A 26012-nucleotide genomic window follows, 5' to 3' on the forward strand; every position below is an offset into this window, starting at 1 on the left:
TTGAGTTCTCAAAGAGCGGACGCGCAAGATCCCCAGCCGCTAGGCCTTCGACGTCTTGGCTTGTTGTCTCGCTTCGGCGCTTCGGGCCCGGCCTCGCGGTCGTCCCCGGCGCAGAGAGAAAGTTACGCCCCCGGTTGCGGCTCGTCAAACCCGGGGGGTCCCCCACGTGTCCGCCCGGCGCCGTCGACGCCACCCGGCGGGGTGAAAGCGCAGGTCGCACGCTTCCGAGTCGGCGCCGTCTACGACGCAGGTCACGTGTCGACGGGGTGTCACCGGCGTGTCGGGCGGGTGTCGTGGCCGGCCCGACGGCGCGGCACGCGGCCCTCAGAGACCGAGCAGTGCGTCGATGCCGATGGTCAGACCCGGCCGACGCTGGATCTCCCGGACGGCCAGCAGCACCCCGGGCATGAACGACGCCCGGTCGTAGGAGTCGTGCCGGAGGGTCAGCGTCTCGCCGGTGGTGCCGAGCAGCACCTCCTGGTGCGCGACCAACCCGGCCAGCCGCACGGCGTGCACGGGGACCCCGTCGACGACTGCACCCCGGGCGCCGGCCAGCGAGGAGTCCTCGCTCGTGGCATCGGGCGCCGCACCCAGACCGGCGGCGCGCCGGGCCTCCCCGATCACCTGCGCCGTGCGGGTGGCGGTCCCCGACGGGGCGTCCACCTTGCCCGGGTGGTGCAGCTCGACGACCTCGACCGAGGGGAAGAACCGGGCGGCCTCGGCGGCGAACTTCATGAGCAGGACCGCCCCGATCCCGAAGTTCGGGGCGATCAGCACCCCCAGCTCGGGCTTGGGTGCCAGCCACTCCCGCACGGTGGCGATCTTGGCCTCGTCGAACCCGCTGGTGCCGACCACGCAGTGGATGCCCTGGTCGATGCAGAAGCGGATGTTCTCCATCACCGACTCGGGGCGGGTGAAGTCGACCGCGACCTGCGCACCGCCGTCGGCGACGTTGAACAGCCACTCGCTGCCCTCGACCATCGCGACCAGCTCGAGGTCGTCGGCGGCGTCGACGGCCTTGCAGACCTCGACGCCCATGCGGCCACGGGCACCGAGCACGGCGACCGACGTCAGCGGGGCCTCGGGAGCGGGTGCGGCGGCGGGGGTGGTGGGGGTCATGCCGGCACTCTCACCGGCGCCGGTCACCGACGCAAGCCGGTGATCAGCCTGCGGGACGGCGGTGGCCGGGACGCCGGCGAGCCCCCGCGGGTCGGTCAGGCGGACAACCGTGCCAGGTCCGCCTCGCGGTAGGGACCCACCACTGCGAGCGCGGTCGGCCGGCCCAGCAGGTCGGCGGCCACCGCGCGGACGTCGTCGGGACGGACCGCACCGAGGCGGGCCAGGACCGTCCGCACGGGCAGGTACTCCCCGTAGGACAGCTCGCTCTTGCCCAGCCGGCTCATGCGCGAGCCGGTGTCCTCGAGCCCGAGGACCAGACCGCCCCGCAGCTGGCCGATGCCGCGCAGCACCTCGTCGTCACCGACGCCGTGCGCGGCGACCTCGCCCAGGCTCTCGCGCACCAACCGCAGCACCTCGGGCACCCGTTTGGGCGCGCACCCCGCGTACACGGAGAACACCCCCGTACCGGCGTAGTGCGTCAGTGCCGACCCGACGCTGTAGACCAGCCCGCGCTTCTCGCGGATCTCCTGGAACAACCGGGAGCTCATGCCGCCGCCGACGGCGGCGTCGAGCACGGCCGCGGCGTACCGGGCGTCGTCGAGCCGGCCCAGGCCGACCGAGCCGAGCAGCAGGTGGGTCTGCTCGGTGCGCCGGTGGATGAGCCCGGTGGCGCGGTGTGGCGTCGTCCCGGCGCCCGCGTCCCCGACCCGCAGCGGTTCGGGCCGGGCTGCCCCGCCGAGCCGGTCGCCGAAGGCGCGGTGCACGAGGTCGAGGACCTCCCGGTGGTCCACCCGGCCGGCCGCCGCGACCACGATGGCCGGCGGGGTGTACCGGCTGCGGTACCAACCGTCGACGTCGTCGCGGGTCAGCGCCTCGATGGAGTCGACGGTGCCCAGCACCGACCGCCCCAGCGGGGTGTCGCCGAACAGGGTCTCGGCGAAGAGGTCGTGGACGGCGTCGGCGGGCTCGTCGTCGCGCATCGCGATCTCCTCGAGCACCACCGTGCGCTCGGACTCCAGGTCCGGGGCGGTGTTGAGCGCGTCGGTGACGAGGTCCCCGAGCAGCGTGACGGCCAACGGCAGGTCGCTGGCGAGCACGTTGGCGTAGTAGCAGGTGTGCTCCTTCGCGGTGAAGGCGTTCATCTCCCCGCCCACCGCATCCATCGCCGTCGCGATCTCCAGGGCCGTGCGCGACCGGGTGCCCTTGAACAGCAGGTGCTCCAGGAAATGCGAGGACCCCGAGACCGCGGGGGTCTCGTCGCGCGAGCCCACCCCCACCCAGATGCCGACCGTCGCCGACAGCACCCCGGGCATGGCCTCGGTGATCACCCGGAGGCCGCCGGGGAGCTCGGTGCGCTCGACGCGACCGCCCACCTCGTCGACGTCGAGCACCTCGGTCTGCCCGACGGCGACCGGGGTGGGCGCCTGGTCGGCACCCACCCCGGTCACGGTCGAGCTGCGGTCAGCCGTGGTCACTCCCCCGCGGGGGCAGCAGCCTCGGCGGGGGCGGCGTCGCCGCCCTCGACCACGGGGACGAGGCTGATCTTGCCGCGGGCGTCGATGTCGGTGATCTCGACCTGCAGCTTGTCGCCGACGTTCGCGACGTCCTCGACCTTGGCGATGCGCTTGCCGTTGCCCAGCTTGCTGATGTGCACCAGGCCGTCGCGCCCGGGCAGCAGGGAGACGAAGGCACCGAAGGCGGTGGTCTTGACGACCGTGCCCAGGAACCGCTCGCCGACCTTGGGCAGCTGCGGGTTGGCGATGGCGTTGATCCGGTCCACCGCGGCCTGGGCCGAGGGGCCGTCGGCCGCGCCGACGTAGATCGTGCCGTCGTCCTCGATGGTGATGTCGGCGCCGGTCTCGTCCTGGATCGCGTTGATCATCTGGCCCTTGGGCCCGATGACCGCGCCGATCTTGTCGACCGGGATGCGCACCGTGGTCACCCGCGGCGCGAAGGGGCTCATCTCGTCGGGGCCGTCGATCGCCTCGAGCATGACGTCGAGGATGTGCAGCCGGGCCGCGCGGGCCTGGGTCAGCGCACCGGCCAGGACGTCGGAGGGGATGCCGTCGAGCTTGGTGTCCAGCTGCAGCGCCGTCACGAAGTCCTTGGTGCCGGCGACCTTGAAGTCCATGTCGCCGAAGGCGTCCTCGGCACCGAGGATGTCGGTGAGGGCGACGTACTGGGTCTGCCCGTCGACCTCGTCGGAGACCAGGCCCATGGCGATGCCGGCGACCGGGGCGCGCAGCGGCACACCGGCGTTGAGCAGCGACAGGGTCGAGGCGCAGACCGAGCCCATGGAGGTCGAGCCGTTGGAGCCCAGGGCCTCGGAGACCTGCCGGATCGCGTAGGGGAACTCCTCGCGGTCGGGCAGCACGGGCAGCAGCGCGCGCTCGGCCAGCGCGCCGTGGCCGATCTCGCGGCGCTTGGGCGAGCCCACGCGACCGGTCTCACCGGTGGAGTACGGCGGGAAGTTGTAGTTGTGCATGTAGCGCTTGCGGGTCACCGGGTTCAGGGTGTCCAGCTGCTGCTCCATGCGGAGCATGTTCAGCGTGGTGACGCCCATGATCTGGGTCTCGCCGCGCTCGAACAGCGCCGAGCCGTGCACCCGCGGGAGCACCTCGACCTCGGCCGACAGCGGCCGGATGTCGGTCACGCCGCGGCCGTCGATGCGGACCTTGTCGCGCAGGATGCGCTGCCGGACGACCTTCTTGGTGACGGCGCGGAAGGCGGCGGAGACCTCCTTCTCGCGTCCCTCGAACTGGTCGGCCAGCGCGGCCTTGACCTCGTCCTTGAGGGCGTCGGTGGCGTCCTCGCGGTCGGCCTTGCCCGGGATGGCCTGGGCGACGGTGAGCTTGTCGATCGCCTGGGCCTCGACGGCGGCGTACACGTCGTCCTGGTAGTCCAGGAAGCGGGGGAAGTCCTGCACCGGCTTGGCGGCCTTGCCGGCCAACGCCGACTGGGCGTCGCACAGCGCCTTGATGAACGGCTTGGCGGCCTCCAGGCCCTGCGCCACGACCTCCTCGGTCGGGGCGGTGGCGCCGCCGGCGACCAGCTCGATGGTCTTCTCGGTGGCCTCGGCCTCGACCATCATGATCGCGACGTCGCCGTCGGGCAGGACGCGGCCGGCCACGACCATGTCGAAGACGGCGTCCTCGAGCTCGGTGTGGGTGGGGAAGCCGACCCACTGGCCGTTGACCAGGGCCACGCGGGTGGCGCCCACCGGGCCGGAGAACGGCAGGCCCGACAGCTGGGTGGACGCCGAGGCGCCGTTGATGGCCAGCACGTCGTACAGGTGGTCGGGGTCCAGCGAGAGCACGCTGATGACGACCTGGACCTCGTTGCGCAGGCCCTTGGCGAAGGTCGGGCGCAGCGGGCGGTCGATGAGGCGGCAGGTGAGGATCGCGTCCTCGGAGGGCCGGCCCTCGCGGCGGAAGAACGAACCGGGGATCTTCCCGATCGCGTACATCCGCTCCTCGACGTCCACCGTCAGCGGGAAGAAGTCGAAGTGGTCCTTGGGCTGGCGGCCGGCCGTGGTGGCCGACAGCAGCGTGGTGTCGCCCATGGTGGCGACGACGGAGCCGGCGGCCTGCTTGGCCAGCCGGCCGGTCTCGAAGGTGACGGTGCGGGACCCGAAGGACCCGTTGTCGATGACGGCGGAGGCCGTGACGACGCCGTCCTCGTCGTAGGTGACGGCGTCGGTGGTGGGTGCGGACATCGTGTCCTCTTCCTGCGCCGCATGCGGCGGCGCCCTCTTGGTTCGGCGGTGCGTGCACCGGGTGGCCCTGGGGCCGGTCTCCGATCGAAGCCCTCGGGTCGCGGGGCTCGTGCCTGCCGCGTCCCGGGGGCCACCACCGAGGACCGGGCCGAGCGCCGGGGTGGCGCGACCAGGGCCGGGTGGACCGCCTGGGCCCGTGCGGCGGGTGCCGCACGAGAAGAGGGGACCGTCTCCGCGGTGCGGAGCGGTCCCCTCGACGTGCTAGCGGCGCAGACCCAACCGCTCGATGAGCGAGCGGTACCGGTTGATGTCGGTCTTGGCCAGGTAGTTCAGCAGCCGGCGGCGCCGGCCGACCAGCAGGAGCAGGCCCCGCCGGCTGTGGTGGTCGTGCTTGTGCATCTTGAGGTGCTCGGTCAGGTCGCTGATCCGTCGGGTCAGCATCGCGACCTGCACCTCGGGGGACCCGGTGTCGCTCTCGACCGTGGCGTACTCGGTCATGATCTGCTTCTTCGTCGCGCTGTCGAGCGCCATGTGGTGCCTCCTGGGCAGGTCACGTGTGGCCCCCGGTCGGTGTCACGGGGGCAGCATGCACACACGCCGGTTGCCCGGCGCCGCGCACGAGGCTACACGCCGAGGACCCGCCGGGTCTCGACGACGTCGGCGTCCATCTGCGCGACCAGGGCCTCGGGCCCGGTGTAGGCGACCATCGGGCGCAGCCGCTCGACGAACTCGACCCCGACGTGGTCGCCGTACAGGTCGCCCGACCAGTCCAGGAGGAAGGCCTCCACCGTGCGGCGGGTGCCCTGGAACGTCGGGTTGGTGCCGACCGAGATGGCGGCCGGGAACCGCTGCCCGCTGCGGCCCTGCACGTCGCGCAGCACCAGGTGCCCGGCGTAGACGCCGTCGGCGGGGACGGCGGTGTAGGGGTGGGACTCGACGTTGGCCGTCGGGTAGCCCAGCTCGCGGCCGCGCTGGTCGCCCTTGACGACGACGCCGTCGACCCGGTGGGGGCGGCCGAGGGCCCGGGCGGCCGCACCCAGGTCACCGGCCGCGACGCAGGCCCGGATGTAGGTGGAGGAGATGGTGACCTCTCCCCCGCCCGCCGAGTCGGCCGTCAGGTCCAGGCCCTCGACGGCGAAGCCGAACCGGCGCCCCTCGCGGGTCAGCGACGCGACGTCACCGGCCGCCCGGTGGCCGTAGCTGAAGTTCTCCCCCACCACCACCGCGGCGGCGTGCAGGTGCTCGACGAGGACGGTGTGGGTGAAGCCCTCGGGGGACAGCCGACTGAACTCGGGGGTGAACGGCAGCACGCACATGGCGTCCACGCCCAGGGCGGCCACGAGCTCGGCCTTGCGGTCGGCCGTGGTGAGGATGGCCGGGTGCGAGCCGGGTCGCACCACCTCGGCCGGGTGCGGGTCGAAGGTCAGCAGCAGCGCCGGCAGGCCCAGGGCACGCGCCCGGGCCACCGCCGTGCCGATCAGCTGCTGGTGACCGCGGTGCACGCCGTCGTACATGCCGACGGTGACGACGGAGCGCCCGAGGTCGCCCGGGGTCGCCTCCAGGCCGCGCCAGCGACGCACGTCAGGCCGCGGTGACGGTGTGCCGCCAGCCGTGGTCGTCGGCGACCCGGCCGTGCTGGATGTCCAGGAGCCGCTCGCGCAGGGCCATGGTGACCGCGCCGGGGGTGCCGTCGCCCACGGTGAAGTCGCCGGTGCGGGCCTTCACGTCGCCGACCGGGGTGATGACGGCCGCGGTGCCGCAGGCGAAGGTCTCGGTGATCGAGCCGTCGGCCACGCCCGAGCGCCACTCCTCGACGGTCACCTTGCGCTCGGTGACGCGGTGCCCCATCTCGCGGGCCACGGTGACCAGGGACTCGCGGGTGATGCCGGGCAGCAGGGTGCCGGTGAGCTCGGGGGTGACCAGCTCGGCGTCGGCGCCCGAGCCGAGGACGAAGAACAGGTTCATCCCGCCCATCTCCTCGACGTACTTCTTCTCCAGCGCGTCGAGCCACACGACCTGGTCGCAGCCGGCCGCGATGGCCTGCTCCTGGGCCAGCAGGCTGGCGGCGTAGTTGCCGGCGCACTTGACGTCGCCGGTACCACCCGGGGCGGCCCGGATGTAGTCCTCGGAGAGGTACACCGACACCGGCTGGACCCCGCGCGGGAAGTAGGCGCCGGCCGGGCTGGCGATGACCACGAACAGGTACTCGGCGGCGGGGCGGACGCCGAGGAAGGGCTCGACGGCCAGCTCGTAGGGCCGGATGTAGAGGGTCTGGTCCGGCCCGGTGGGCACCCACGCGCGGTCGGCGTCGACGAGGGCGTCGACGGCGGCGAGGAAGCCCTCGGCCGGGACCGGGGGCATCGCCATGCGCACCGCGCCGCGGGCCATGCGGGCCGCGTTCTGCTCGGGCCGGAAGACCGAGACCGAGCCGTCGGGCTGGGCGTAGGCCTTCAGGCCCTCGAAGATCGACTGCGCGTAGTGCAGGGCGGCGGTGCTGGGGTCCAGCTGCAGGGGGGCGTAGCCGGTGAGCGTGGCCTCGGTCCAGCCCTGCCCGGCGACGTAGCGGGCCACGACCATGTGGTCGGTGAAGACCTTGCCGAAGCCGGGGTCGGCCAGCAGCTGCGCACGCTCGGCGTCGGACCGGCGGGGGGCCTGCTCCACCACCAGCGGCACACCCTCGGCGAAGGTGCGCGAGGAGGTGCGGCTCTGGTTGAGCATGTCGGTCATGGTCCCCACTCCGAGAAGGCAGACGGCGCCGGGCACCCGCCCGGCCCCTGCACACTAACCCCGGGTCGTGACGCGTCCGGGGGTACCGACCTAGGGTCGGGTGCATGCCACCGCTGGTCACACCGTGGACGACGCCGCACGTGCGCCGGGTGCGGGTCCGGCTGCACGGCCACGACCTGCACGCCCGGGTGGGCGGGACGGCGGGGCCGGTGCTGCTCCTGCTGCACGGGCTGCTCGGCTCGGGGGCCAGCTTCGGGCCCGCGCTCGACGAGCTCGCCCGCGACCACCGGGTGCTGGCGCCGGACCTGGTGGGCCACGGCCTGTCCGAGAAGCCCGCCGGCGACTACAGCCTGGGCTCGTTCGCCACCCAGGCCCGGGACCTGCTCACCGTGCTCGACGTCGACGCGGCGACCGTGGTCGGGCACAGCCTGGGGGGCGGCGTGGCCCTGCAGTTCGCCCACCAGTTCCCCGCGCTGGTCGAGCGGCTGGTGCTGGTGGACTCGGGCGGGCTGGGCCGCGACGTCACCCCGGCGCTGCGGGCGGTCACGCTGCCCGGCGCCGAGTACGTGCTGCCGGCGCTGTTCAACCGCTGGACCCGTGCCGCCGGTCGGCAGGTGCTCCGGCCCCTGCAGCGCTGGACGCCGCCGGGCACCTCCCAGGTCGTCTCCGGTCTGGACACCCTGGCCGACGCCGACGCGCGCACGGCCTTCGTGCACACCGCCCGGGCCGTCCTCGACGCGGGCGGTCAGCGGGTCAGCGCGGCCGACCGGGTGTACCTCGCCCACGCCCTCCCCGTGCTGCTCGTGTGGGGCGGCGCCGACACGGTGATCCCGGTGCGGCACGCCCACGAGCTGCACGCCCAGCTGCCCGGGAGCCGGGTGGTGGTCTTCCCCCGGGCCGGGCACTTCCCCCAGGTCGACGACCCGGAGCGGTTCGCCGCCGTCGTCGCCGACTTCGTGGCGACGACGGCCGACGACGTGCTGACCCCGGCCGAGCGGGAGCAGCGCTGGGCGGCCGCCGTGCGCGGGGCGACCACCGTGGACGAGGTCAGCGCGCCGGCGACGCCTGCGTGACCACCTCGAAGGACCACACGGTCGACCCCGTCGCCGCCGGGGCCATCCCCGAACCGCCGCCCGAGTGGCCCCGCGCGAAGTCCTGGCCGTTCTGCCAGGCCTCGAAGTCGGCCTCGCTGCGCCAGCGGGTGTAGACCAGGTAGGAGTCGGTGCCCTCGACCGGGCGGAGCAGCTCGAACCACTCGAAGCCGTCGGAGGCCTCGACGGCCCCGGCCCGGTTGCTGAACCGGTCCTCGAGCCGTTCGCGGGCCTCGGCCGGCACGGTCAGGACGTTGATCTTCACGACGCTCATGCCCCCAGCGTGCCCCGCGGCCCGGCAGGATGCGCGGGGACGGTCGACGAGGAGAGGACCCCGGGATGACGGAGGACCGCACGCTGCGCGTCGTGCTCAGCCCCGACAGCCTCAAGGGGGTGCTGGACGCGGCCGCTGCCGCGGCCGCCCTCGCCCAGGGGGTGCTGGCCGAGCGCCCGGACGCCGACGTCGTGCGCGCCCCCCTGTCCGACGGCGGCGAGGGCCTGGTCGACGTGCTCTCGGCCCGCCGGGGAGGTCGGCGACGCAGGGTGGGGGTCGCCGACCCGCTCGGCCGCCCGGTCGAGGCCGAGTACCTCGTGCTCGACGACGGCCAGGCGGTCGCCGAGAGCGCCTCGGCCATCGGCCTGCCGCTGCTGACAGCCGAGGAGCTCGACCCCTTCCGCGCCTCCAGCCGGGGGTTGGGCGAGCTGGTGGCCGCCATCGGCCGCGACCCCGAGGTGGACCGGCTGCTGCTGGGCGTGGGCGGCGTGGCCACCGTCGACGGCGGGGCGGGGCTGCGTGCGGTGCTCGACCGGCTCCCGCTGCCGGTCGAGGTGGTCACCGACGTCCGCAACCCCCTGCTGGGCCCGCGGGGCGCGGCCGCGGTCTTCGGCCCGCAGAAGGGGGCCCGCCCCGCCGACATCCCGGTGCTGGAGCAGCGGCTGGCCGACCTCGGCTTCCCGCCGGAGGTCGCCGACGCCCCCGGGGCCGGCGCGGCCGGCGGGCTGGGTGCAGCGCTGCTGGCCCTGGGTGCCCGCCTGCGCCCGGGCATCGAGCTGGTGCTGGAGCTGACCGGGTGGACCGCCGCCGTCGCGACCGCCGACCTCGTGGTCACCGGGGAGGGCTCGGTGGACGCCTCCTCGGCCGACGGGAAGGTGGCTGCCGGCGTGTGCGTCGCCGCCGCGGCGGCCGGGGTCCCGGTGGTCGTGTTCGGCGGGCAGGTGGCCACCGGGGCCGCTGCAGCGCTGCGCGCGCTGGGGGCCACCGCCGTGCTCCCGCTCAGCGGCGACCGCGCCCGGGCAGCCGAGGACCTGGTGGACCTCGGCCGGCACCTGGCACGGGTGTGGACCGCCGCCCGGGAGCCCGCCCGGGAGCCCGGCCGGTGACCCGCCCCGTGGTGGCCCTCAGCCGCCGGCTGCCGGCGGCGGCCGCCCGGCTGCTGGACGGCGCGGCCGACGTCCGCACCCCCGACGTCGACCGACCGCTCACCGCCGCCGAGCTGCGCACCGCGGTGGCCGGCGCGGACGCCCTGGTGTGCCTCCTGCTCGACCGCGTGGACGAGGCGCTGCTGGACGCCGCGGGTCCGCAGCTGCGGGTCGTGGCCACCGTCGCGGTGGGCTACGACAACGTGGACGTCGAGGCCTGCCGGCGGCGGGGTGTGCGGGTCACGAACACCCCCGGCGTGCTCACCGACGCCACCGCCGACCTGACCCTGGCCCTGCTGCTGGGCATCACCCGGCGGGTCGGCGAGGGCGAGCGGCTGCTGCGCGCGGGCACCCCGTGGCGGTGGGACCTGGACTTCCTGCTGGGCACCGGGCTGCGCGGGCAGCAGCTCGGGCTGGTCGGGTTCGGTGCCATCGGCCGGGCGGTCGCCGCACGGGCTGCGGCGTTCGGCATGTCGATCACCTACAGCGCACGGCACGACGCACCCGCCGACGTCACCGGCCCGCTCGGCGCCCGGCGGTTGCCGCTGCCCGAGCTGCTCGCCTCCTCCGACGTCGTGTCCCTGCACTGCCCGCTGACCCCGGAGACCCACCACCTGGTCGACGCGGCGGCGCTGCGGGCGATGCCCAGCTCGGCCCACCTGGTGAACACCGCCCGCGGTCCGGTGGTCGACGAGGCGGCCCTGGTGGACGCGCTGGACCACGGGGAGATCCGGGGGGCGGCGCTGGACGTGTTCGAGGAGGAGCCGGCGGTGCACCCCGGCCTGCTCGCCCGCGACGACGTGCTGCTCACCCCGCACCTGGGCTCGGCCACCGAGCAGACCCGGGAGGCCATGGCGGTGCTCGCCGCGCGCAACGTGCTGGCCGTGCTGGCCGGGCAGGACCCGCCGACGCCGGTGGTCTGAGGCGCTCAGCCGGGGAAGCCGACCTCGACCTTCGCGGTGGGTCCGGCGTCGACGACCAGGGCGACCAGCCGCCCGTCGGGGTCGACCGCGGCGTGCAGGCCCGGGGTGCCGGTGGCTGCCACCCGCTTGCCGTGGCCGAGGTCGACCGCCTCGTCGGCGGTCACCGGCCGCACCGGGAAGACGGCCGCGGCGGCCTCGGTCAACGGGACGAAACCCGCTCCCCCACCCGCCAGCAGCGCGTCCGCGGCGTCGGCGACCCCGCGCGCCGCCGACTGGTCGAACGGTCCCGACCGGGTGCGCCGCAGAGCGGTCAGGTGCCCCCCGACCCCCAGAGCGGCGCCGGCGTCACGGGCGATGGCCCGGATGTAGGTGCCGGTGGAGCAGGTGACCTCGACGTCGACGTCGACCAGGTCGGGGGTGGGTCGCCGGACCGCCAGGACGTCGAGGGCGTGGACGGTGACCGACCGGGGCGCCAGCTCGACGTCCTCACCGGCGCGCACGCGGTCGTAGGACCGCACCCCGCCGACCTTGACCGCGCTGACCGAGGAGGGCACCTGCTGCAGCGGCCCGGTCTGCGCGGCCAGCGCGGCCCGGACGGCGTCGTCGGTGACCCCGGCCGCCGAGGTGGTGGTCGAGACGTCGCCCTCGCGGTCGTCGGTGACCGTGGTCTGGCCGAACCGGACGGTGGCCGCGTAGCCCTTGTCGTTGCCGGCCAGGTGGCCCAGCAGCCGCGTGGCGGCCCCGACCCCGAGGACGAGCACCCCGGTGGCCATCGGGTCGAGGGTGCCGGCGTGGCCGACCTTGCGCACCGACAGGGCCCGCCGGGCGATGGCGACGACGTCGTGGGAGGTCATGCCGGGCTGCTTGTCGACCAGCAGCAGGCCGGGCGGGACGTCGGCGTCGGGTCTCCTCGGGCTCACCGCACCACCGTGGCAGAGGTCCATCTGTCCCCGGCCACCCGGGCCAGGACGGCGACCAGCCGCAGTGCGACGAACAGCGTCAGCCCGCTCCACACCCCGGCCAGCCCCCAGCCCAGCGGCACCGACAGCACCGACAGCGGCACGAACCCGACCAGCGCCGCTCCGATGGTCACCGTGCGCAGGTAGCCGACGTCCCCGGCGCCCATGAGCACGCCGTCGAGGGCGAACACCACCCCGGCCAGCGGCTGCATGAGGCCGAGGAACCACCACACGACCGCGGCCTGCGCCAGCACCTGGGGGTCGGCGGTGAACAGCGGCGCGACGACCGGCCGTGCCACGAGCAGCACCGTCGCCACGAGCACGCCGGTGCCCAGGCCCCACCACACCACCCGCCGCGCGGCGGTGCGGGCCTCGTCCGTGCGACCGGCACCGAGGGCCTGGCCGACCAGCGTCTGCGCGGCGATGGCGTAGGAGTCGAGCACGAGGGCCAGGAACAGCCACAGCTGGAGCGCGATCTGGTGGGCGCCGAGCTCGGCGGTGCTGGACCGGGCCACCACGGCCGCCGCCACCGCGAACGCACCCTGCAGGACCGCGGCCCGCAGCAGGAGGTCCCGGCCGATCGTGAGCTGGGCGAGCACCGCGGGCAGTCGTGGAGCCAGCGGTACGCCCTCGCGCCGCAGTGCGGCGAGGAAGAGCACCGCGGAGACCGTCTGCCCGGCGACGTTCGCCACGGCCGAGCCCTCCAGGCCCAGACCCACCGGGTAGACCAGCACGGGGTTGGCCACCAGGCTGACCAGGCTGCCGGCGACGACGAACCGCACGGGCCGGCGCAGCTCGGCGACCCCGCGCAGCCACCCGTTGCCGGCCAGGGCGACCAGCAGCAGCGGCAGCCCGAGGACGGCGATGCGCAGCCAGCCCTCGGCCGCCTCGGCAACCGGTCCGGGGCCGCCGGCCAGCAGCCGGGTCAGCGGCCCGGCTGCCAGCTGGAAGACCAGGACGCCGAGCAGACCGGTGCCCAGCGCCAGCCAGGTGGCCTGCACGCCCTCGCCGACCGCACCCGCGCGGTCCCCGGCGCCGGCACGACGGGCCGCGCGCGCCGTCGTCCCGTAGGCCAGGAAGTTCAGCATGCCCACGACCGGGGCGAGCAGGCCGCCACCGACCGCGAGACCGCCGAGCTCGACGGTGCCGAGGTGACCGATGACCGCGGTGTCCACCAGCAGGTACAGCGGTTCGGCGGCCAGCACCACCAGCGCCGGCAGCGCCAGCGCCGGGACCGACCGGGTGGCGGCCAACGCCTCAGCCCTGCTCGGGGGCGGCACCTGCCCGCAGGCACCGCCGGATGGCCGCCAGGGTGCCGTCGCGGTCGAGGTGGGAGGTGAAGCCCGCCGCCATGCGGTGGCCACCGCCGCCCAGGGCGATGGCGACGGCCGACACGTCGGTGCCGCCGCGGGAGCGGAGCGAGACGTTCCAGCTGCCGTCCGCGGCGCCCTTGAGCACGCAGGCGACGTCGGCCTCCTGCGCCGACCGGACGACGTCGACCAGGGCCTCGAGGTGGTCACCGGCCAGTCCGTGGTCGTCGGCCTCGCCGACGGTGGCCCAGGTCCAGACCAGGCCCGCGCCGACATCTCGTTCCAGGGTCGCGCGCCCGGCCGCCGTGCCCAGCAGGGCCAACCAGCCGAAGGGCGCGGTGTCGAACAGCCGCTGGCTGATGCGCGCGTGGTCGATGCCGGTGGCCAGCAACCGCGCCGCCAACGCGTGGGTGGCCGGGGACGTGTTCCCGAACCGGAAGCTGCCGGTGTCGGCGGCCAGCCCGGCGTACAGGAGCGTGGCCAGCCCGGCGTCGAGCTCGACGCCTAGGCCGTCGAGCAGGTCGGCCACGAGCGCGACCGTGGCCGCCGCCTCGGGGTCGACCAGCTGCACCGCGCCGAACCCGGGGTTCGATGCGTGGTGGTCGACCACCAGCGACTGCGGGGCCGCCAGCAGCACGGGGCCCAGCTCACCCAGCCGGCGCAGGTCGGCGGCGTCCAGGCCCACCACCAGGTCGGGGTCGGCCGGTACGTCGCCGGCGGGCACGAGCGCGTCGGCCCCGGGCAACCAGGCCAGCGACGCCGGCAGCACGAACGGCCCCGGGAACGTGGCGGTCACCCGCGCCCCGCGCCGGCGCAGCCCCTCGGCCAGCGCCAGCGTGCTCCCCAACGCGTCGGCGTCGGGCTGCACGTGGGCCGAGAGCAGCACCGAGGCACCGGCGTCGGCCGCCCGGGCGAGGACGGCGACGGCGGCCGGGAGCGCGCCCACGGGTGCCATGCGAGAGGTCGGCGGTCGGCGCGCTCAGGCGTCGGTGGGGCCACTGGCGGCGTGCGGGACCTCGTCGGGCTCCTCACCGGGGGCCCCGCCGGCGACGGGGATCGCCGGGCCGCCGTCGGTGGGCTCGTCGGCGGCGATGGAGGCGGCGTTGGGGTCGTGCGCCGGGTCGGCGTCACCGGCCTGCTGGTCGCGGCCGCCGGCGGTGGGGTCGGCACCGTCGCCGGGCACGGCCCGGCCGCCCAGGGTGGACCCGGGCTGCTGCTCGGCGGGGGTGTCGGGGTCGGGGTCGACGGCCTCGGTGGCGGGACGGTCGGTCACGGGGTGCTCCTTCGCGCCTCGGCGGTCAGCCCGGCGGTGTCGGCGTCGGACGGGTCGGCGGGCAGGTCACCGTCGGACAGGTCGTCGTCGGACAGGTCGTCGTCGGGCGGTTCGTCCTCGTGCGGCTTGCGGTAGGGGTCGGCGTCACCGGCGTAGGCGGCGCCCGCGCGGGCGCGGGCCAGTTCCTCGTCGGCCTGCCTGGCCCGCTCCAGCGCCTCGTCGAGCTCCCGGGCGGTCTCGGGGACGGCGTCGGCGACGAAGGTCAGCGTGGGGACGAACTTGATGCCGGTCTGCTTGCCGACCGTGGACCGCAGCACCCCGGTGGCGCTGGCCAGCGCGGCGGCGGAGTCGGCCGCGGCCGTCGCGTCGCCGTAGACGGTGTAGAAGAGCGTGGCCTCGCGCAGGTCACTGGTCACGCGGGAGTCGGTGATGGTGACCATCCCCAGCCGCGGGTCCTTGATCTGCATCTCGATCGTGGCGGAGACGATCTGCCGGATGCGCACGGCCAGCCGCCGTGCCCGTGCCGCGTCGGCCATGGCTGGACTCCTCAGTCGTCGGTGCTGATCAGTTGGCGGTGGGTGGACAGCAGGGTCAGCTCGGGGCGTTCGGCCAGCAGCCGCTCGCAGGCGTCGAGGACGTCCCCCACCTGCGCGGCGTCGCCGGCCACGGTGGCGACCCCGATCTGCACCCTGCGGTGCAGGTCGAGGTCGCCGACCTCGGCCGCGGCGACGGCGAAGCGTCGCCGCAGCTCGGCCACGACGGGCTTCACGAGGGAACGCTTGCCCTTGAGGGAGTGCACGTCCCCGAGCAGCAGGTCGGCGGTCAACGAGCCGGTGAACACCCGCTCATCATCCGCCGACCTGCCGCGGGGGTCATGCCCGGGGCTTCTCGCGCAGCTCGAACGTCTCGATGACGTCGTCGACCTTGATGTCGTTGAACGACCCCAGGCCGATACCGCACTCGTAGCCCTCACGGACCTCGGTGGCGTCGTCCTTGAAGCGGCGCAGCGAGTCGACCGACAGGTTGTCGGCGACGACCGCGCCGTCGCGGATGAGCCGGGCCTTGCTGTTGCGCACGATCGTGCCGCTGCGCACCAGCGAACCCGCGACGTTGCCGATGCGGGGCACCCGGAAGACCTCGCGGACCTCCGCCGTGCCCAGCTGCACCTCTTCGAACTCGGGCTTGAGCATGCCCTTGAGCGCGGCCTCGATCTCCTCGATGGCCTGGTAGATCACCGAGTAGTAGCGCACGTCGACGCCCTCGCGGTTGGCGAGCTCGGTGGCCTGTCCCTCGGCCCGGACGTTGAAGCCCAGGACGATGACGTCGTCGGCCAGCGCCAGGTCGATGTCGCTCTTGGTGATGCCACCGACGCCGCGGTGGATGACCCGCAGCGACAGGTCGTCGCTCACCTCGATCTTCATCAGGGCCTCCTCCAGCGCCTCCACGGTGCCGGAGTTGTCGCCCTTGATGATCAGGTTGAGCTCGCGGCTCTCCTTCAGGGCGGCGTCGAGGTCCTCGAGGCTGATCCGCTTGCGGGCCTGCGCGTTCTGCGCGTTGCGGATGCGGGCCTGGCGGCGGTCGGCAATCTGCCGGGCCGTGCGGTCCTCCTCCACCACGAGGAACGTGTCGCCGGCGCGGGGCACCGAGGTGAGACCCACGACCTGCACGGGGCGGGCCGGCAGGGCCTCCTTCAGCTTGTTGCCGTGCTCGTCGAGCAGCGAGCGGACGCGCCCGTAGGCGTCGCCGGCCACGATCGAGTCGCCCTGGCGCAGCGTGCCGCGCTGGACGAGCACCGTGGCCACGGGGCCGCGGCCCTTGTCCAGCTTGCCCTCGATGACCACGCCCTGCGGGTCCTGCTCGGTGTTGGCGCGCAGGTCCAGCGAGGCGTCGGCGGTCAGCAGCACCGCGGCCTCCAGCTCCTCGAGGCCCCGGCGCGTGGTGGCCGAGACGTCGACGAACATGGTGTCGCCGCCGTACTCCTCGGCGACCAGGCCGTACTCGGTGAGCTGCTGGCGGATCTTGGCGGGGTTGGCCCCCTCCTTGTCGATCTTGTTCACCGCGACCACGATCGGCACCTCGGCCGCCTGGGCGTGGTTGAGCGCCTCGACCGTCTGCGGCATGACGCCGTCGTCAGCCGCGACCACCAGCACCACGATGTCGGTCACCTTCGCCCCACGGGCACGCATCGCGGTGAACGACTCGTGACCCGGGGTGTCGATGAACGTGATCGGCCGCTCCTCGCCGTCGAGTTCGGTGACGATCTGGTAGGCGCCGATGTGCTGGGTGATGCCACCGGCCTCCTTGGCCACCACGTTCGTGTGGCGCAGGGCGTCCAGCAGCTTGGTCTTGCCGTGGTCGACGTGACCCATGACGGTGACCACCGGCGGGCGGGCGTCCCAGTCGTCCTCGTCGCCCTCCTCGTCGCCGAAGGTGAGGTCGAAGGTCTCCAGCAGCTCGCGGTCCTCGTCCTCGGGGCTGACGACCTGGATGACCCAGTCGATCTCGGCCCCGAGCAGCTGCAGCGTGTCGTCGTTCACCGACTGCGTCGCGGTGACCATCTCGCCCAGGTGGAACAGGGCGGTGACCAGCGCGGCCGGCTGGGCGCCGATGCGCTCGGCCAGGTCGGTCAGCGAGGCACCGCGGGGCAGCCGGACGGTCTGCCCGTTGCCGCGGGGCAGGCTGACGCCACCCATCGAGGGCGCCGCCATGGAGTCGAACTCCTGACGCCTCTGCTTCTTGCTCTTGCGCCCGCGGACCGGGCCGCGACCACCCGGACGCCCGAAGGCACCCGCGGTGCCGGCACCCGAGCCACCGCGGCCACGACCGCGACCGCCGCCGCCGGGGCGGAAACCGCCGGCCGGGGCACCGCCGCCGCCACCGGGGCCACCGCCGCCGGGACGGAAACCGCCGCCACCGCCGGGCCCACCGGGCCGACCGCGGCCGCCCGGCGCACCGGGGCGACCGGTCGAGCGACCGGGCATCATGCCCGGGCTGGGCCGCTGCGGCATCATGCCCGGGTTCGGGCGGGGCCCGCCGGGACCGGCCGCGGGACGCGGACCACCGGGGCCCGACGGCGGACGCGGGCCGCCGGCACCGGGGGCCGGACGGGGACCGCCCTGGCCCGGTGCGCCCTGCGCGGGCGCGCCGCCACCGGGTGCCTGCGGGCCGGGACGGCCGGGCGCAGCGGGGCGGGGCGCACTGCTGAACGGGTTGTTGCCCGGGCGGGGGGCCGGCCGGGGGCCGGGCCGGGGGCCACCGGGACGCGGCGCACCCTGACCGGTGCCGCCCTGACCGGGAGCACCGCCGCCGGGGGCTGCACCACCGGGGCCCGACGGACGCGGCGCACCGGGACGCGGGGCGCCCGGACGCGGCTGCGCCGGGGCGCTCGCGGCGGGAGCGCTCGCCGCCGGGGCCTGCGCGGCGGGGGCCTGCGCAGCGGGCTGGGCCGGGGTCTGCGGGGCCTGCGGCTGGGGGGCCTGCGGGGCAGGACCCGGACGCGGGCCGGGGCGGGGGCCGGCACCGGCGGGGCGGCCGACCGGACGCGGGCCGGGGGCCGGCGCCGGGGCCGCCGGAGCAGCCGACGCGGGCGCGCCGGCCGACGGGGCCGCCGGCGCGGGCGCAGCCGGACGGGGCGCGGGCTTCGGGGCCGCCGGCGCGCTCGCGGACCCGTAGGCCTCGCGCAGGCGCCGGGCCACGGGGGCCTCGACCGTGGACGATGCGGACTTCACGAACTCGCCCTGCTCCTTGAGCTTGGCGAGCACGGCCTTGCTGTCGACACCGAGCTCTTTAGCGAGCTCGTGAACGCGGGCTTTGCCTGGCACGGGTCTCCTCAGTGGTGAGGCCGGCGGCTTGCCCGCTCGACCTCGTCGTCAGTGGTGCATGGTCATCGGTGCGACTTCACGGGTGGGTCATCCGAGGACGTCCTGCTCTCGACGAGCGGACCGGCCGGGTGCCGGTCCGACGGTTGGTGCTGGGGTGCTGCCGTCCCCCGCCTGGTCGACGTGGTCCTGCAGCTCGCCGGTCTCCAGCGGCGCGCTGACGCGCAGCGCACGCGGGAAGGCCCGACGCCGGACCGCCGCACGCAGGCACTCGGGGGTGGGGTGCACGGAGGCGCCCCGTCCCGGGAGCCGCCGGCGGGGATCCGGCGTGAGCCGGGTGCCCTGCACGACGACGCGCAGCAGTTCGGTGACCGGAGCGCGCCGCCGGCACCCCACACAGGTGCGGACCGGGATCGACGTGTCGGCCATCGACGAGTCTAGCGCGCCGAGGGCCCGCGGTGTTCCGGCCGTCGCACCGGACCACCCCGCGGGGGGCCGCTGCGGGCCGGCCCGCCGCGGCCGGGGAGACCCTCGGGACCACCCGCCGGCCGGGGGGCCGAACGCAGCGGGGCGCGACCCTCACCCGGGGACACCGTGTCCTCGGTCTCGGGCTGGGCGTCGCTGCGGATGTCGATGCGGCAACCGGTGAGCCGCGCGGCCAGGCGGGCGTTCTGGCCCTCCTTGCCGATCGCCAGCGACAGCTGGTAGTCGGGGACGACCACCCGCACCGCGCGGGCCGCGGCGTCGACGACCCGGGCGCTGGACACCCGGGCCGGGGACAGCGCCGACGCGACGAACGTCGCCTCGTCGTCGGACCAGTCGACGATGTCGATCTTCTCGCCGTGCAGCTCGCTCATGACGTTGCGCACCCGCTGGCCCATCGGGCCGATGCAGGACCCCTTGGCGTTCAGCCCGGGCACCTTCGTGCGGACGGCGATCTTGGACCGGTGGCCGGCCTCGCGGGCGACCGCGACGATCTCGACGCTGCCGTCGGCGATCTCGGGCACCTCGAGGGCGAACAGGGTGCGCACCAGGTTGGGGTGGCTGCGCGACAGGGTCACCTGCGGGCCGCGGAACGTGCGGGCGACCGAGACCACGTAGGCCTTCAGCCGGCTGCCGTGCGGGTAGGTCTCGCCGGGCACCTGCTCGGTGGCGGGCAGGTTGGCCTCCACCTTGCCGATGTCGACCAGCACGGTGCCCTCGCTGTTGCGGCGGTCGTGGGCCTGGACGATGCCGCCCACGACGTCGCCCTCCTTGCCGGCGTACTCACCGAAGGTCTGCTCGTGCTCGGCGTCGCGCAGCCGCTGGACGATGACCTGCTTGGCGGTGCTGGCGGCGATGCGGCCGAAGTCGGTGGGGGTGTCGTCCCACTCGTGCACGACCTCGCCGTCCTCGCCCAGCTCCTGGGCCAGCACGGCGACCTCCCCGCTCTTGCGGTCGATCTGCACCCGGACGTGCTTGGCGGCGCCCTCGGCGTGCCGGTAGGCGGTGACCAGCGCGGTCTCGATCGCCTGCAGCACGGTGTCGGCGGGGATGCCCTTCTCGCGCTCGACCGCCTTGAGGGCGGTCACGTCGATGTTCACTGTTCTCCTCTGTCCTGGGCCGCCGCGTCGGCGGACCCGTCGTGCTCGTCCAGCTCGTCGTCGACGTCGTCGGCGGTGAGCGGTTCGTCGTCGGTGTCGTCCCCGGCGTCGTCGTCGGGCCCCTCGTGCACCAGGTGCGCGTCGCGGTGCCCGGCCGGGCGGTTGAACTCGACCTGCACCCGCCCCTCGCCCAGCTCGGCCCAGCTCACGGTGCGGTCGCCGACGGCCTTGCGGACCTGGCCCTTCTTCGCCCCGCCCTTCTCCACCGCGAGGGTCACGCCGTCGTCGTCGACGGACACCACCCGCCCGAGGAGCTCCTGCCCGCCGACCGTCGTGGTGACCAACCGGCCCTCGTTGCGCCGCCAGTGCCGGGGCAGGGTCAGCGGCCGGTCCACCCCGGGGCTGGTGACCTCCAGGACGTAGGGCGAGCGGCCCAGGTCGTCGTCCTCGGCGTCGAGCACGTCCGACAGGGCCCGGCTGACCTCGGCGACGTCGTCGAGGCTGACCCCGCTGTCGCGGTCGACGACCACGCGGACGACGAAGCGGTTGCCCGCCGCCCGCACGTCGAGGTCCTCGAGGTCGTAGCCGGCCTCGGCGACGACGGGGGCGAACCACCCGGTGAGCCGGTCGGTGGCGACGGGTCCGGACCGGGGCGACTGCGGTGTGGGCACCAGGATCCTCCTCGGGCGGAACAGTTGTCGGCCGTCGTCGGCGGGCCGGTGCGACCCGGGCCCGCCCGCGCGGACCAGGCAGGGCTCGGGCGCGGCGACGGAGCGACCACGGTACCGCCTCCACCCGGGACGTCGTCCCGGCCGCGGTGGTGCGACGGCACCGGCCCGGGCGCGGCTGCCAGGATGTGGCCGATGTCCACGCGCCCCGTCCCCCGCCGCACGGTGCTGGTCGCGGCCGGGGTGGCCCCGCTGCTGGGCCTGGTCGCCGGGTGCACCGGCCAGCCGCCCGGTCCCGACGCCGTCACCCCCGCCCAGGTCGACCGGTTGGCCGGGCAGGTCGCCGCCCAGGAGCAGCTGGTGGCCGCCGGCGTCGCGGCGTTCGCGGCCTCCCCGGAGCTGGCCGCCACCGCGGCCGGGCTGGCCGCGCAGTGGCAGGAGCAGCTCGACCTGCTGCGGGCCGCCGCGCCCACCGTGACCTCGTCCGCGAGCGGGTCGGCGTCCGGATCCGAGTCCGGGTCGACGTCCGGGTCAGGGGCCACCGCGCCGGGGTCCGCGGACGGCGGGGTCGGCGTCGACCCGCGGGCGGACCTGCGGACCCGGGTGGCCGCCACGGCCGACTCGCACGCCACCGCCTGCCCCGAGTTCACCGGCGCCCGGGCCGCCCTGCTGGGCAGCATCGCCGCGGGGCTGCGCGGGCACGGGGCGGTGCTGGCATGACCGCGCCCACCTCCGGGGCAGGGCCATCGGGGTCGTCGCCGGGGTCGTCGGCGGGGTCGTCGGGGTCGTCGTCGGTGCCCGCCGGCAGCGCCGAGGCCGGGTCGGTGCGCGCCGGCACCGCCGCGCTGCAGGAGGCCCTCGCCGCCGAGCACGCCGCCGTCTGGGGCTACGGCACGGTGGGGGCGGCGGTGCCGGCGGGTCAGCGCGGCGCGGTGGCCGAGGCCGCCGAGGCCCACCGCGACCTGCGCGACCGGGTCGCGGCCGTGCTCACCGCCCGCGGCGCCGACCCGGTGGCCACCGAGGCGGCCTACCAGCTGCCCTTCCCGGTGCTGTCGGCGGTCGACGCGGCCGCCCTGGCCGTCGTGCTGGAGGACGGGACGACGGCGGCGTGGGTGTGGGTGCTCGACCAGGCCGCCGAGCGCTCGACCCGCGAGCTCGCCGCCCAGGCCGCGGGCGCCGCCGAGGTGCGGGCCGTCGCGTGGCGGCAGCAGGCCGGCACCGTGCCGCCCACCTCGGCGACCCCCGGCCTGGGCTGAGCGGCGCCCGGCCGCTGCCGGGCCAGCCGGGTCAGCCGGGCCAGGCGGGCCAGGCGGGCCACCCGGGTCAGCCGGCCAGGCCGGACAGGAACGCGTCGGTGACCGCGACCGCGGCGCTGCTGGACTGGCCGGCCTCGACCAGCACCGCGAACGCGATGTCGCCCTGCGGGCCGCCGAGCTGGTAGCCGACGAACCAGCCGTGGGAGTCCGGCGGGGTGGCCGTGCCGAACTCGGCGGTGCCGGTCTTGCCGTACACCTCGCCCTGGTCGGCCAGCCCGGTCGCGGTGCCCGACAGCACGACCTGGCGCATCATCGGGCGCAGCTGGTCGAGCACGGCCTGCCCGGGCCCGGCCGGGGCCGCACCGGCCGGGTCGGCGCCGAGGACCTCCACGGGCGCGGCCGGGGTGCCGCTGGCGATGCCGGCGGCCACGAGGGCCAGCTGCGCGGGGCTCACGAGCACCTCGCCCTGCCCGATCGCGTCGGCGGCCTTGGTGGTGCCCGTGCTGGTCGACGGGACGCTGCCGGAGAAGATGCCGACCGGCAGCTGCCAGTCGCTGCCCACCCCGTACCCGGCGGCGGCGGCGCTCAGGGCGTCGTCGGGCAGCGTCAGCGCCTGCTCGATGAAGGTGGTGTTGCACGACTGCGCGAAGGCCTCGGTGAAGGGGACCGTGCCCAGGTCGAACTGGTCCTCGTTCTCGAATTCGCGGCCGTCGACGGTGGTGGTGCCCGGGCAGGCGACCGGGGTGTCCGGGGTGAGCGCGCCCGCGGCGAGCAGTGCGGTGGCCGTCATCGTCTTCATGCTCGACCCGGGCGGGAACTGCCCCGAGAGGGCGTTGCTCGCGTTCGCCGCCTCGTTGGACGACACGGCCAGCACCTCCCCCGTCCCCGGGCGGACGACCACGACGTGGGTGGCCAGCGACTGGCCGGCGACGGCGGCGTCGGCCGCGGTCTGGACCGCCGGCACGAGCGGGGTCTGCACGGGCGTGCCGGGCACCGGGTCGACCGAGCCGATCACCACGCCCGTGTCCCCGGTCGCGGTGTCGAGGCTGAGGGCGCTGACGGTGAAGCCGGGGGTGCCGGCCAGCTGCTCCTGGTAGGCCCGCTGCAGACCCGAGAGCCCGAGCTGGTCACCGGCGGCGTAGCGGGGGCGACCGTCGTCGCCGGTGGACTCCTCCAGCACCTCGGCGGTGGCCTCGCCGACCCGGCCGAGCAGGGCGGAGGCGAACCGGGCGGTGGGCGCCAGCAACCTGGTGGAGGTGGGGAACACCGCACCGGGCAGGTCGAACACCTGCGCCCGGATGGCCTCGAAGTCGGGCCGGCGCAGGGTGATGACCGGCACGAACTGGCCCTCGCCGGCCGCCTCGACGTCGGCGGTGATGGTGGCCGGGTCGACCCCGGTGGCCGCGCCCAGCGCCGAGGCCAGCGCCGCGAGGTCGGTCACCTGGCCCTTGTCGACCCCCACCGTGACGACCTCGGTCTCGGTGAACAGCGGCGCCCCGCCGGCGTCGGTGATCGCGGCGCGCTCGGGCAGCGACCGGGAGAGCTGCAGGTGCTGGCCCTCGCCCAGCTCGGGGTGCACGACAGAGGGGCTGGCCACCACCTGCCAGGGCGCGTCGTCGTCGGCCCGGGTGAGGTCGAGGGTGGCGGTGTAGGACCAGTCGGGCGCGGCGGCGAGGTCCCAGGTCGCCGTCCACTGCGCGGTGGCCGCGACCTCGCCGTCACCGGTGACCGCGACCTCGCCCAGCTCGGCGGTGAGCGTGGCGTCGGGCAGGTCGGCGGCCGTCTGCTCGAGCAGGGTGGTGGCTGCGGCCGCGTCGTCGGTGTCGCCGGCCGCGGCGGTGAGGTCACCGGCCGACCAGTCGTCGAGGAACCCCTGCGCGGCCGTGCGGGCACCCGCCGCGGGGTCGGCCCCGCTGCAGGCGCTCAGCACCGGGCCGGCCAGCACGACCGTGGTGACCAGCAGGACCCTGCCCCGTCGTCCGTTCACGGCTGCACTCTGGCACGTCCCCCTGACAGGACCGGGCCGCGCCGGCGCCGACGGCGCAGGAGCACTCCCCCGGTCAGGACGGCACGGGTCAGAACAGCACGGGTCAGGACAGCACGGGTCAGAACAGCACGGAGGCGTAGGTGCCGACGTCGCGGAAGCCCACCCGGCGGTAGGCCGCCCGCGCCGCGTCGTTGAAGTCGTTGACGTAGAGGCTGACGACGGGGGCGATGGCCCGGCGGGCGTACTCGACCACCGCGGCCGTCCCCGCCTGCCCGATCCCTCGTCCCCGGTGCGCCGGCGCGACCCACACGCCCTGCACCTGGCAGGCGCCGCGCGACACCGCCCCCACCTCGGCCTTGAACACCACCTCGGGCCCACCGGGCCCGTCGGTGATCCACGCCAGCGACTGGCCGGCGCGCACCAGTTCGGTGACCCGGGCGCGGTAGCCCGCACCGCCGTCGGCGCGCAGCGGGCTGACGCCGACCTCCTCGGTGAACATGGCGATCGCGGCCGGCAGCAGGGTCTCCAGCTGGGCCAGCCGCACCGGCCGCACCCGCGGCTCGGGCGGGACCAGGGGTGGGCCCTCGATGGCCAGCAGCGGCTGGTTGGACCGCACGTCGCGGGCCGGGCCCCAGTGCGGGGCCAGCCGTTCCCAGAGGGGTGCGACGGCGGTGACCGGACCGACGATGGTCGAGCAGCGCCGGCCGGCCCGCCGGGCGCGGTCGGCGAAGGCCCGGGCCGCCTCGGCCTCGACCCCGGGCCGGGTGAAGGGGATGAGGTTGGCCCCGGCGAGGCAGACGGCGTCGAGGCGGCCGTCGGCCCCGATGCCCCACAGCGGCGCACCCAGCGAGGCGGGGTCCGTGCCGTGGGTCTCGACCCGGCCGGCGAGCATGCAGGTGGCCACCGGGTCGGTGTCCAGCAGCTGCCGCACGGCGCGCTCGTCGGAGGCGTCGAGCACCCGCGCCGCGCGGGCGCCCAGCACGGTCATGCCGGTCAGGAGACGCTGACGGTGGGCGTGCCCGACGTGACGCCGTCGTCGGCCTGCTGCTCGGCGATGCGGAACGCCTCCTCGATGAGGGTCTCGACGATCTGCGACTCGGGCACGGTCTTGATGACCTCGCCCTTGACGAAGATCTGGCCCTTGCCGTTGCCCGACGCGACCCCGAGGTCGGCCTCGCGGGCCTCGCCGGGGCCGTTGACGACGCAGCCCATGACGGCCACGCGCAGCGGGATCTCCATGCCCTCCAGCCCCGCGGTGACCTCGTCGGCCAGCTTGTAGACGTCGACCTGGGCCCGCCCGCAGGAGGGGCAGGACACGATCTCCAGCCGGCGCGGCTTGAGGTTCAGCGACTCGAGGATCTGCAGGCCGACCTTGACCTCCTCGGCCGGGGGCGCCGACAGCGAGACGCGGATGGTGTCGCCGATGCCCTGGGAGAGCAGCGCACCGAAGGCCACCGCCGACTTGATGGTCCCCTGGAAGGCCGGCCCGGCCTCGGTGACGCCCAGGTGCAGCGGGTAGTCGCACTGCTGGGCCAGCAGCTCGTAGGCGCGCACCATGACCACCGGGTCGTTGTGCTTCACCGAGATCTTGATGTCGCGGAAGTCGTGCTCCTCGAACAGCGAGCACTCCCACAGCGCGGACTCCACCAGCGCCTCGGGCGTGGCCTTGCCGTACTTCTCCAGCAGCCGCTTGTCCAGCGAGCCGGCGTTGACCCCGATGCGGATCGGGGTGCCGTGCTCCTTGGCCGCCTTCGCGATGTCGCCGACCTTGTCGTCGAACTTCTTGATGTTCCCCGGGTTCACCCGGACGGCGGCGCACCCGGCCTCGATCGCGGCGAACACGTACCGCGGCTGGAAGTGGATGTCGGCGATGACCGGGATCTGCGACTTCTTCGCGATGATCGGCAGCGCCTCGGCGTCGTCGGTGTCGGGCACGGCGACCCGCACGATCTGGCAGCCCGACGCGGTGAGCTCGGCGATCTGCTGGAGCGTCGCGTTGATGTCGGCGGTCTTGGTGGTGCACATCGACTGCACGCTGACCGGGGAGTCGCTGCCGACGCCCACCTCGCCGACGTCGAGCTGACGGGTCTTCCTGCGGGGGGCGAGGACGGGGGGCGGGGGTGCGGGCATGCCGAGTGCGACGGTCACGGGGCCAGTGTCCTCC

The 26012-nt window shown here is 75.3% G+C and carries 25 protein-coding genes and 1 pseudogene; 5 read left to right on the top strand and 21 right to left on the bottom strand.

The features are described from left to right. Nucleotides 1-324 precede the first annotated feature (324 nt). From dapB to TEK04_RS13325, 6 genes are all read right to left on the bottom strand, one after another. Nucleotides 325-1119: a 4-hydroxy-tetrahydrodipicolinate reductase gene (dapB, locus tag TEK04_RS13300; protein ID WP_336404831.1), complete on the bottom strand. Its 795-nt coding sequence runs from the start codon at nt 1117-1119 to the stop codon at nt 325-327. Between the two features lie 95 nt (nt 1120-1214). Next, on the bottom strand, nt 1215-2558 hold the full coding sequence (locus TEK04_RS13305; protein ID WP_336404832.1) for a M16 family metallopeptidase: 1344 nt from the start codon (nt 2556-2558) through the stop codon (nt 1215-1217). Nucleotides 2559-2590: 32 nt separating this feature from the next. Then, nucleotides 2591-4834, bottom strand: coding sequence for a polyribonucleotide nucleotidyltransferase (locus tag TEK04_RS13310; RefSeq protein WP_336404833.1), 2244 nt, complete (start codon nt 4832-4834; stop codon nt 2591-2593). A gap of 261 nt (nt 4835-5095) precedes the next feature. Beyond that, nucleotides 5096-5365 carry a 30S ribosomal protein S15 gene (gene rpsO / locus TEK04_RS13315; protein WP_091242986.1) on the bottom strand — a complete coding sequence of 90 codons (270 nt, stop codon included), beginning with the start codon at nt 5363-5365 and terminating at the stop codon, nt 5096-5098. Nucleotides 5366-5457: 92 nt separating this feature from the next. Further along, nucleotides 5458-6414 (bottom strand): bifunctional riboflavin kinase/FAD synthetase, encoded by a 957-nt coding sequence (locus TEK04_RS13320; protein ID WP_336404834.1) that lies wholly within the window; start codon nt 6412-6414, stop codon nt 5458-5460. A 1-nt stretch (nt 6415) separates the two neighbouring features. Next, entirely contained in the window at nt 6416-7561 is a 1146-nt protein-coding gene (locus TEK04_RS13325; RefSeq protein ID WP_336404835.1) for a branched-chain amino acid aminotransferase, read from the bottom strand. Between the two features lie 104 nt (nt 7562-7665). On the opposite strand from TEK04_RS13325, the gene TEK04_RS13330 reads away from it, so the two are divergent. Continuing rightward, a complete protein-coding gene (locus TEK04_RS13330) occupies nt 7666-8634 on the top strand; it encodes an alpha/beta fold hydrolase (RefSeq protein ID WP_336404836.1) in 969 nt (322 codons plus the stop codon). Here the strand turns inward: TEK04_RS13330 and TEK04_RS13335 are convergent. Beyond that, nucleotides 8609-8926, bottom strand: coding sequence for an antibiotic biosynthesis monooxygenase family protein (locus TEK04_RS13335; protein WP_336404837.1), 318 nt, complete (start codon nt 8924-8926; stop codon nt 8609-8611). The genes TEK04_RS13330 and TEK04_RS13335 overlap by 26 nt on opposite strands. A 65-nt stretch (nt 8927-8991) precedes the next feature. Here TEK04_RS13335 and TEK04_RS13340 point away from each other — a divergent pair, with 65 nt between their 5' ends. Both TEK04_RS13340 and TEK04_RS13345 read left to right on the top strand, forming a co-directional pair. After that, entirely contained in the window at nt 8992-10032 is a 1041-nt protein-coding gene (locus tag TEK04_RS13340; RefSeq protein WP_336404838.1) for a glycerate kinase, read from the top strand. Further along, nucleotides 10029-10994, top strand: coding sequence for a 2-hydroxyacid dehydrogenase (locus TEK04_RS13345; RefSeq protein WP_336404839.1), 966 nt, complete (start codon nt 10029-10031; stop codon nt 10992-10994). The genes TEK04_RS13340 and TEK04_RS13345 overlap by 4 nt, the downstream gene beginning before the upstream one ends. A 5-nt stretch (nt 10995-10999) precedes the next feature. On the opposite strand, the gene truB is transcribed toward TEK04_RS13345, so the two are convergent. The 11 genes and pseudogenes from truB to rimP all read right to left on the bottom strand — a co-directional run bounded on the left by truB (nt 11000) and on the right by rimP (nt 20608). Further along, nucleotides 11000-11914, bottom strand: a complete 915-nt coding sequence (gene truB / locus TEK04_RS13350; RefSeq protein ID WP_336404840.1) for a tRNA pseudouridine(55) synthase TruB — start codon at nt 11912-11914, stop codon at nt 11000-11002. Further along, entirely contained in the window at nt 11911-13206 is a 1296-nt protein-coding gene (locus tag TEK04_RS13355) for an MATE family efflux transporter (RefSeq protein ID WP_336404841.1), read from the bottom strand. Before TEK04_RS13355 ends, truB begins: the two co-directional genes overlap by 4 nt. A gap of 4 nt (nt 13207-13210) precedes the next feature. After that, nucleotides 13211-14218 carry a DHH family phosphoesterase gene (locus TEK04_RS13360; RefSeq protein ID WP_432277339.1) on the bottom strand — a complete coding sequence of 336 codons (1008 nt, stop codon included), beginning with the start codon at nt 14216-14218 and terminating at the stop codon, nt 13211-13213. Between the two features lie 24 nt (nt 14219-14242). Beyond that, nucleotides 14243-14536 (bottom strand): hypothetical protein, encoded by a 294-nt coding sequence (locus TEK04_RS13365; protein ID WP_336404843.1) that lies wholly within the window; start codon nt 14534-14536, stop codon nt 14243-14245. Next, the gene (gene rbfA, locus TEK04_RS13370) at nt 14533-15072 is read right to left on the bottom strand and encodes a 30S ribosome-binding factor RbfA (RefSeq protein ID WP_336404844.1); all 540 of its coding nucleotides are present in this window, start codon (nt 15070-15072) and stop codon (nt 14533-14535) included. The genes TEK04_RS13365 and rbfA overlap by 4 nt, the downstream gene beginning before the upstream one ends. Nucleotides 15073-15083: 11 nt before the next feature. Continuing rightward, a complete protein-coding gene (locus TEK04_RS13375; protein ID WP_336404845.1) occupies nt 15084-15377 on the bottom strand; it encodes a DUF503 domain-containing protein in 294 nt (97 codons plus the stop codon). Between the two features lie 31 nt (nt 15378-15408). Further along, entirely contained in the window at nt 15409-17244 is a 1836-nt protein-coding gene (gene infB, locus TEK04_RS13380; RefSeq protein WP_336404936.1) for a translation initiation factor IF-2, read from the bottom strand. A 969-nt stretch (nt 17245-18213) separates the two neighbouring features. Continuing rightward, a pseudogene (locus TEK04_RS13385) lies at nt 18214-18357 on the bottom strand (translation initiation factor IF-2 N-terminal domain-containing protein); the annotation flags it as partial. An 87-nt stretch (nt 18358-18444) separates the two neighbouring features. Then, the gene (locus TEK04_RS13390) at nt 18445-18783 is read right to left on the bottom strand and encodes a YlxR family protein (protein WP_336404846.1); all 339 of its coding nucleotides are present in this window, start codon (nt 18781-18783) and stop codon (nt 18445-18447) included. An 8-nt stretch (nt 18784-18791) separates the two neighbouring features. Next, nucleotides 18792-19937: a transcription termination factor NusA gene (gene nusA, locus TEK04_RS13395; RefSeq protein WP_336404847.1), complete on the bottom strand. Its 1146-nt coding sequence runs from the start codon at nt 19935-19937 to the stop codon at nt 18792-18794. Then, on the bottom strand, nt 19934-20608 hold the full coding sequence (rimP, locus tag TEK04_RS13400; protein WP_336404848.1) for a ribosome maturation factor RimP: 675 nt from the start codon (nt 20606-20608) through the stop codon (nt 19934-19936). Before rimP ends, nusA begins: the two co-directional genes overlap by 4 nt. A 192-nt stretch (nt 20609-20800) precedes the next feature. Here rimP and TEK04_RS13405 point away from each other — a divergent pair, with 192 nt between their 5' ends. Both TEK04_RS13405 and TEK04_RS13410 read left to right on the top strand, forming a co-directional pair. Beyond that, on the top strand, nt 20801-21325 hold the full coding sequence (locus tag TEK04_RS13405) for a hypothetical protein (RefSeq protein ID WP_336404849.1): 525 nt from the start codon (nt 20801-20803) through the stop codon (nt 21323-21325). 74 nt (nt 21326-21399) lie between these two features. Next, nucleotides 21400-21861, top strand: coding sequence for a DUF4439 domain-containing protein (locus TEK04_RS13410; protein WP_336404850.1), 462 nt, complete (start codon nt 21400-21402; stop codon nt 21859-21861). A 67-nt stretch (nt 21862-21928) separates the two neighbouring features. Here the strand turns inward: TEK04_RS13410 and TEK04_RS13415 are convergent, their stop codons facing one another. The 3 genes from TEK04_RS13415 to ispG form a co-directional block, all read right to left on the bottom strand. Then, complete coding sequence (locus TEK04_RS13415; protein WP_336404851.1) at nt 21929-23848, bottom strand: penicillin-binding transpeptidase domain-containing protein; 1920 nt, start codon at nt 23846-23848, stop codon at nt 21929-21931. A 118-nt stretch (nt 23849-23966) separates the two neighbouring features. Next, nucleotides 23967-24836, bottom strand: coding sequence for a GNAT family N-acetyltransferase (locus TEK04_RS13420; RefSeq protein ID WP_336404852.1), 870 nt, complete (start codon nt 24834-24836; stop codon nt 23967-23969). 5 nt (nt 24837-24841) lie between these two features. Further along, complete coding sequence (ispG, locus tag TEK04_RS13425) at nt 24842-25996, bottom strand: flavodoxin-dependent (E)-4-hydroxy-3-methylbut-2-enyl-diphosphate synthase (RefSeq protein WP_336404853.1); 1155 nt, start codon at nt 25994-25996, stop codon at nt 24842-24844. Between the last annotated feature and the right edge of the window lie 16 nt (nt 25997-26012).

The organism is Klenkia sesuvii (genome assembly GCF_037083825.1).
Lineage (GTDB): Bacteria > Actinomycetota > Actinomycetes > Mycobacteriales > Geodermatophilaceae > Klenkia > Klenkia sesuvii.

Excerpts from the sequence above, each read along its gene's own strand:
- TEK04_RS13325 (WP_336404835.1), bottom strand. The coding sequence starts at position 7,561 with ATGACCGACATGCTCAACCAGAGCCGCACCTCCTCGCGCACCTTCGCC.
- TEK04_RS13335 (WP_336404837.1), bottom strand. The coding sequence starts at position 8,926 with ATGAGCGTCGTGAAGATCAACGTCCTGACCGTGCCGGCCGAGGCCCGC.
- TEK04_RS13390 (WP_336404846.1), bottom strand. The coding sequence starts at position 18,783 with ATGGCCGACACGTCGATCCCGGTCCGCACCTGTGTGGGGTGCCGGCGG.
- TEK04_RS13420 (WP_336404852.1), bottom strand. The coding sequence starts at position 24,836 with ATGACCGTGCTGGGCGCCCGCGCGGCGCGGGTGCTCGACGCCTCCGAC.
- TEK04_RS13360 (WP_432277339.1), bottom strand. The coding sequence starts at position 14,218 with ATGGCACCCGTGGGCGCGCTCCCGGCCGCCGTCGCCGTCCTCGCCCGG.
- dapB (WP_336404831.1), bottom strand. The coding sequence starts at position 1,119 with ATGACCCCCACCACCCCCGCCGCCGCACCCGCTCCCGAGGCCCCGCTG.
- TEK04_RS13330 (WP_336404836.1), top strand. The coding sequence starts at position 7,666 with ATGCCACCGCTGGTCACACCGTGGACGACGCCGCACGTGCGCCGGGTG.
- TEK04_RS13340 (WP_336404838.1), top strand. The coding sequence starts at position 8,992 with ATGACGGAGGACCGCACGCTGCGCGTCGTGCTCAGCCCCGACAGCCTC.
- TEK04_RS13310 (WP_336404833.1), bottom strand. The coding sequence starts at position 4,834 with ATGTCCGCACCCACCACCGACGCCGTCACCTACGACGAGGACGGCGTC.
- infB (WP_336404936.1), bottom strand. The coding sequence starts at position 17,244 with ATGGCGGCGCCCTCGATGGGTGGCGTCAGCCTGCCCCGCGGCAACGGG.
- rpsO (WP_091242986.1), bottom strand. The coding sequence starts at position 5,365 with ATGGCGCTCGACAGCGCGACGAAGAAGCAGATCATGACCGAGTACGCC.
- rbfA (WP_336404844.1), bottom strand. The coding sequence starts at position 15,072 with ATGGCCGACGCGGCACGGGCACGGCGGCTGGCCGTGCGCATCCGGCAG.
- TEK04_RS13405 (WP_336404849.1), top strand. The coding sequence starts at position 20,801 with ATGTCCACGCGCCCCGTCCCCCGCCGCACGGTGCTGGTCGCGGCCGGG.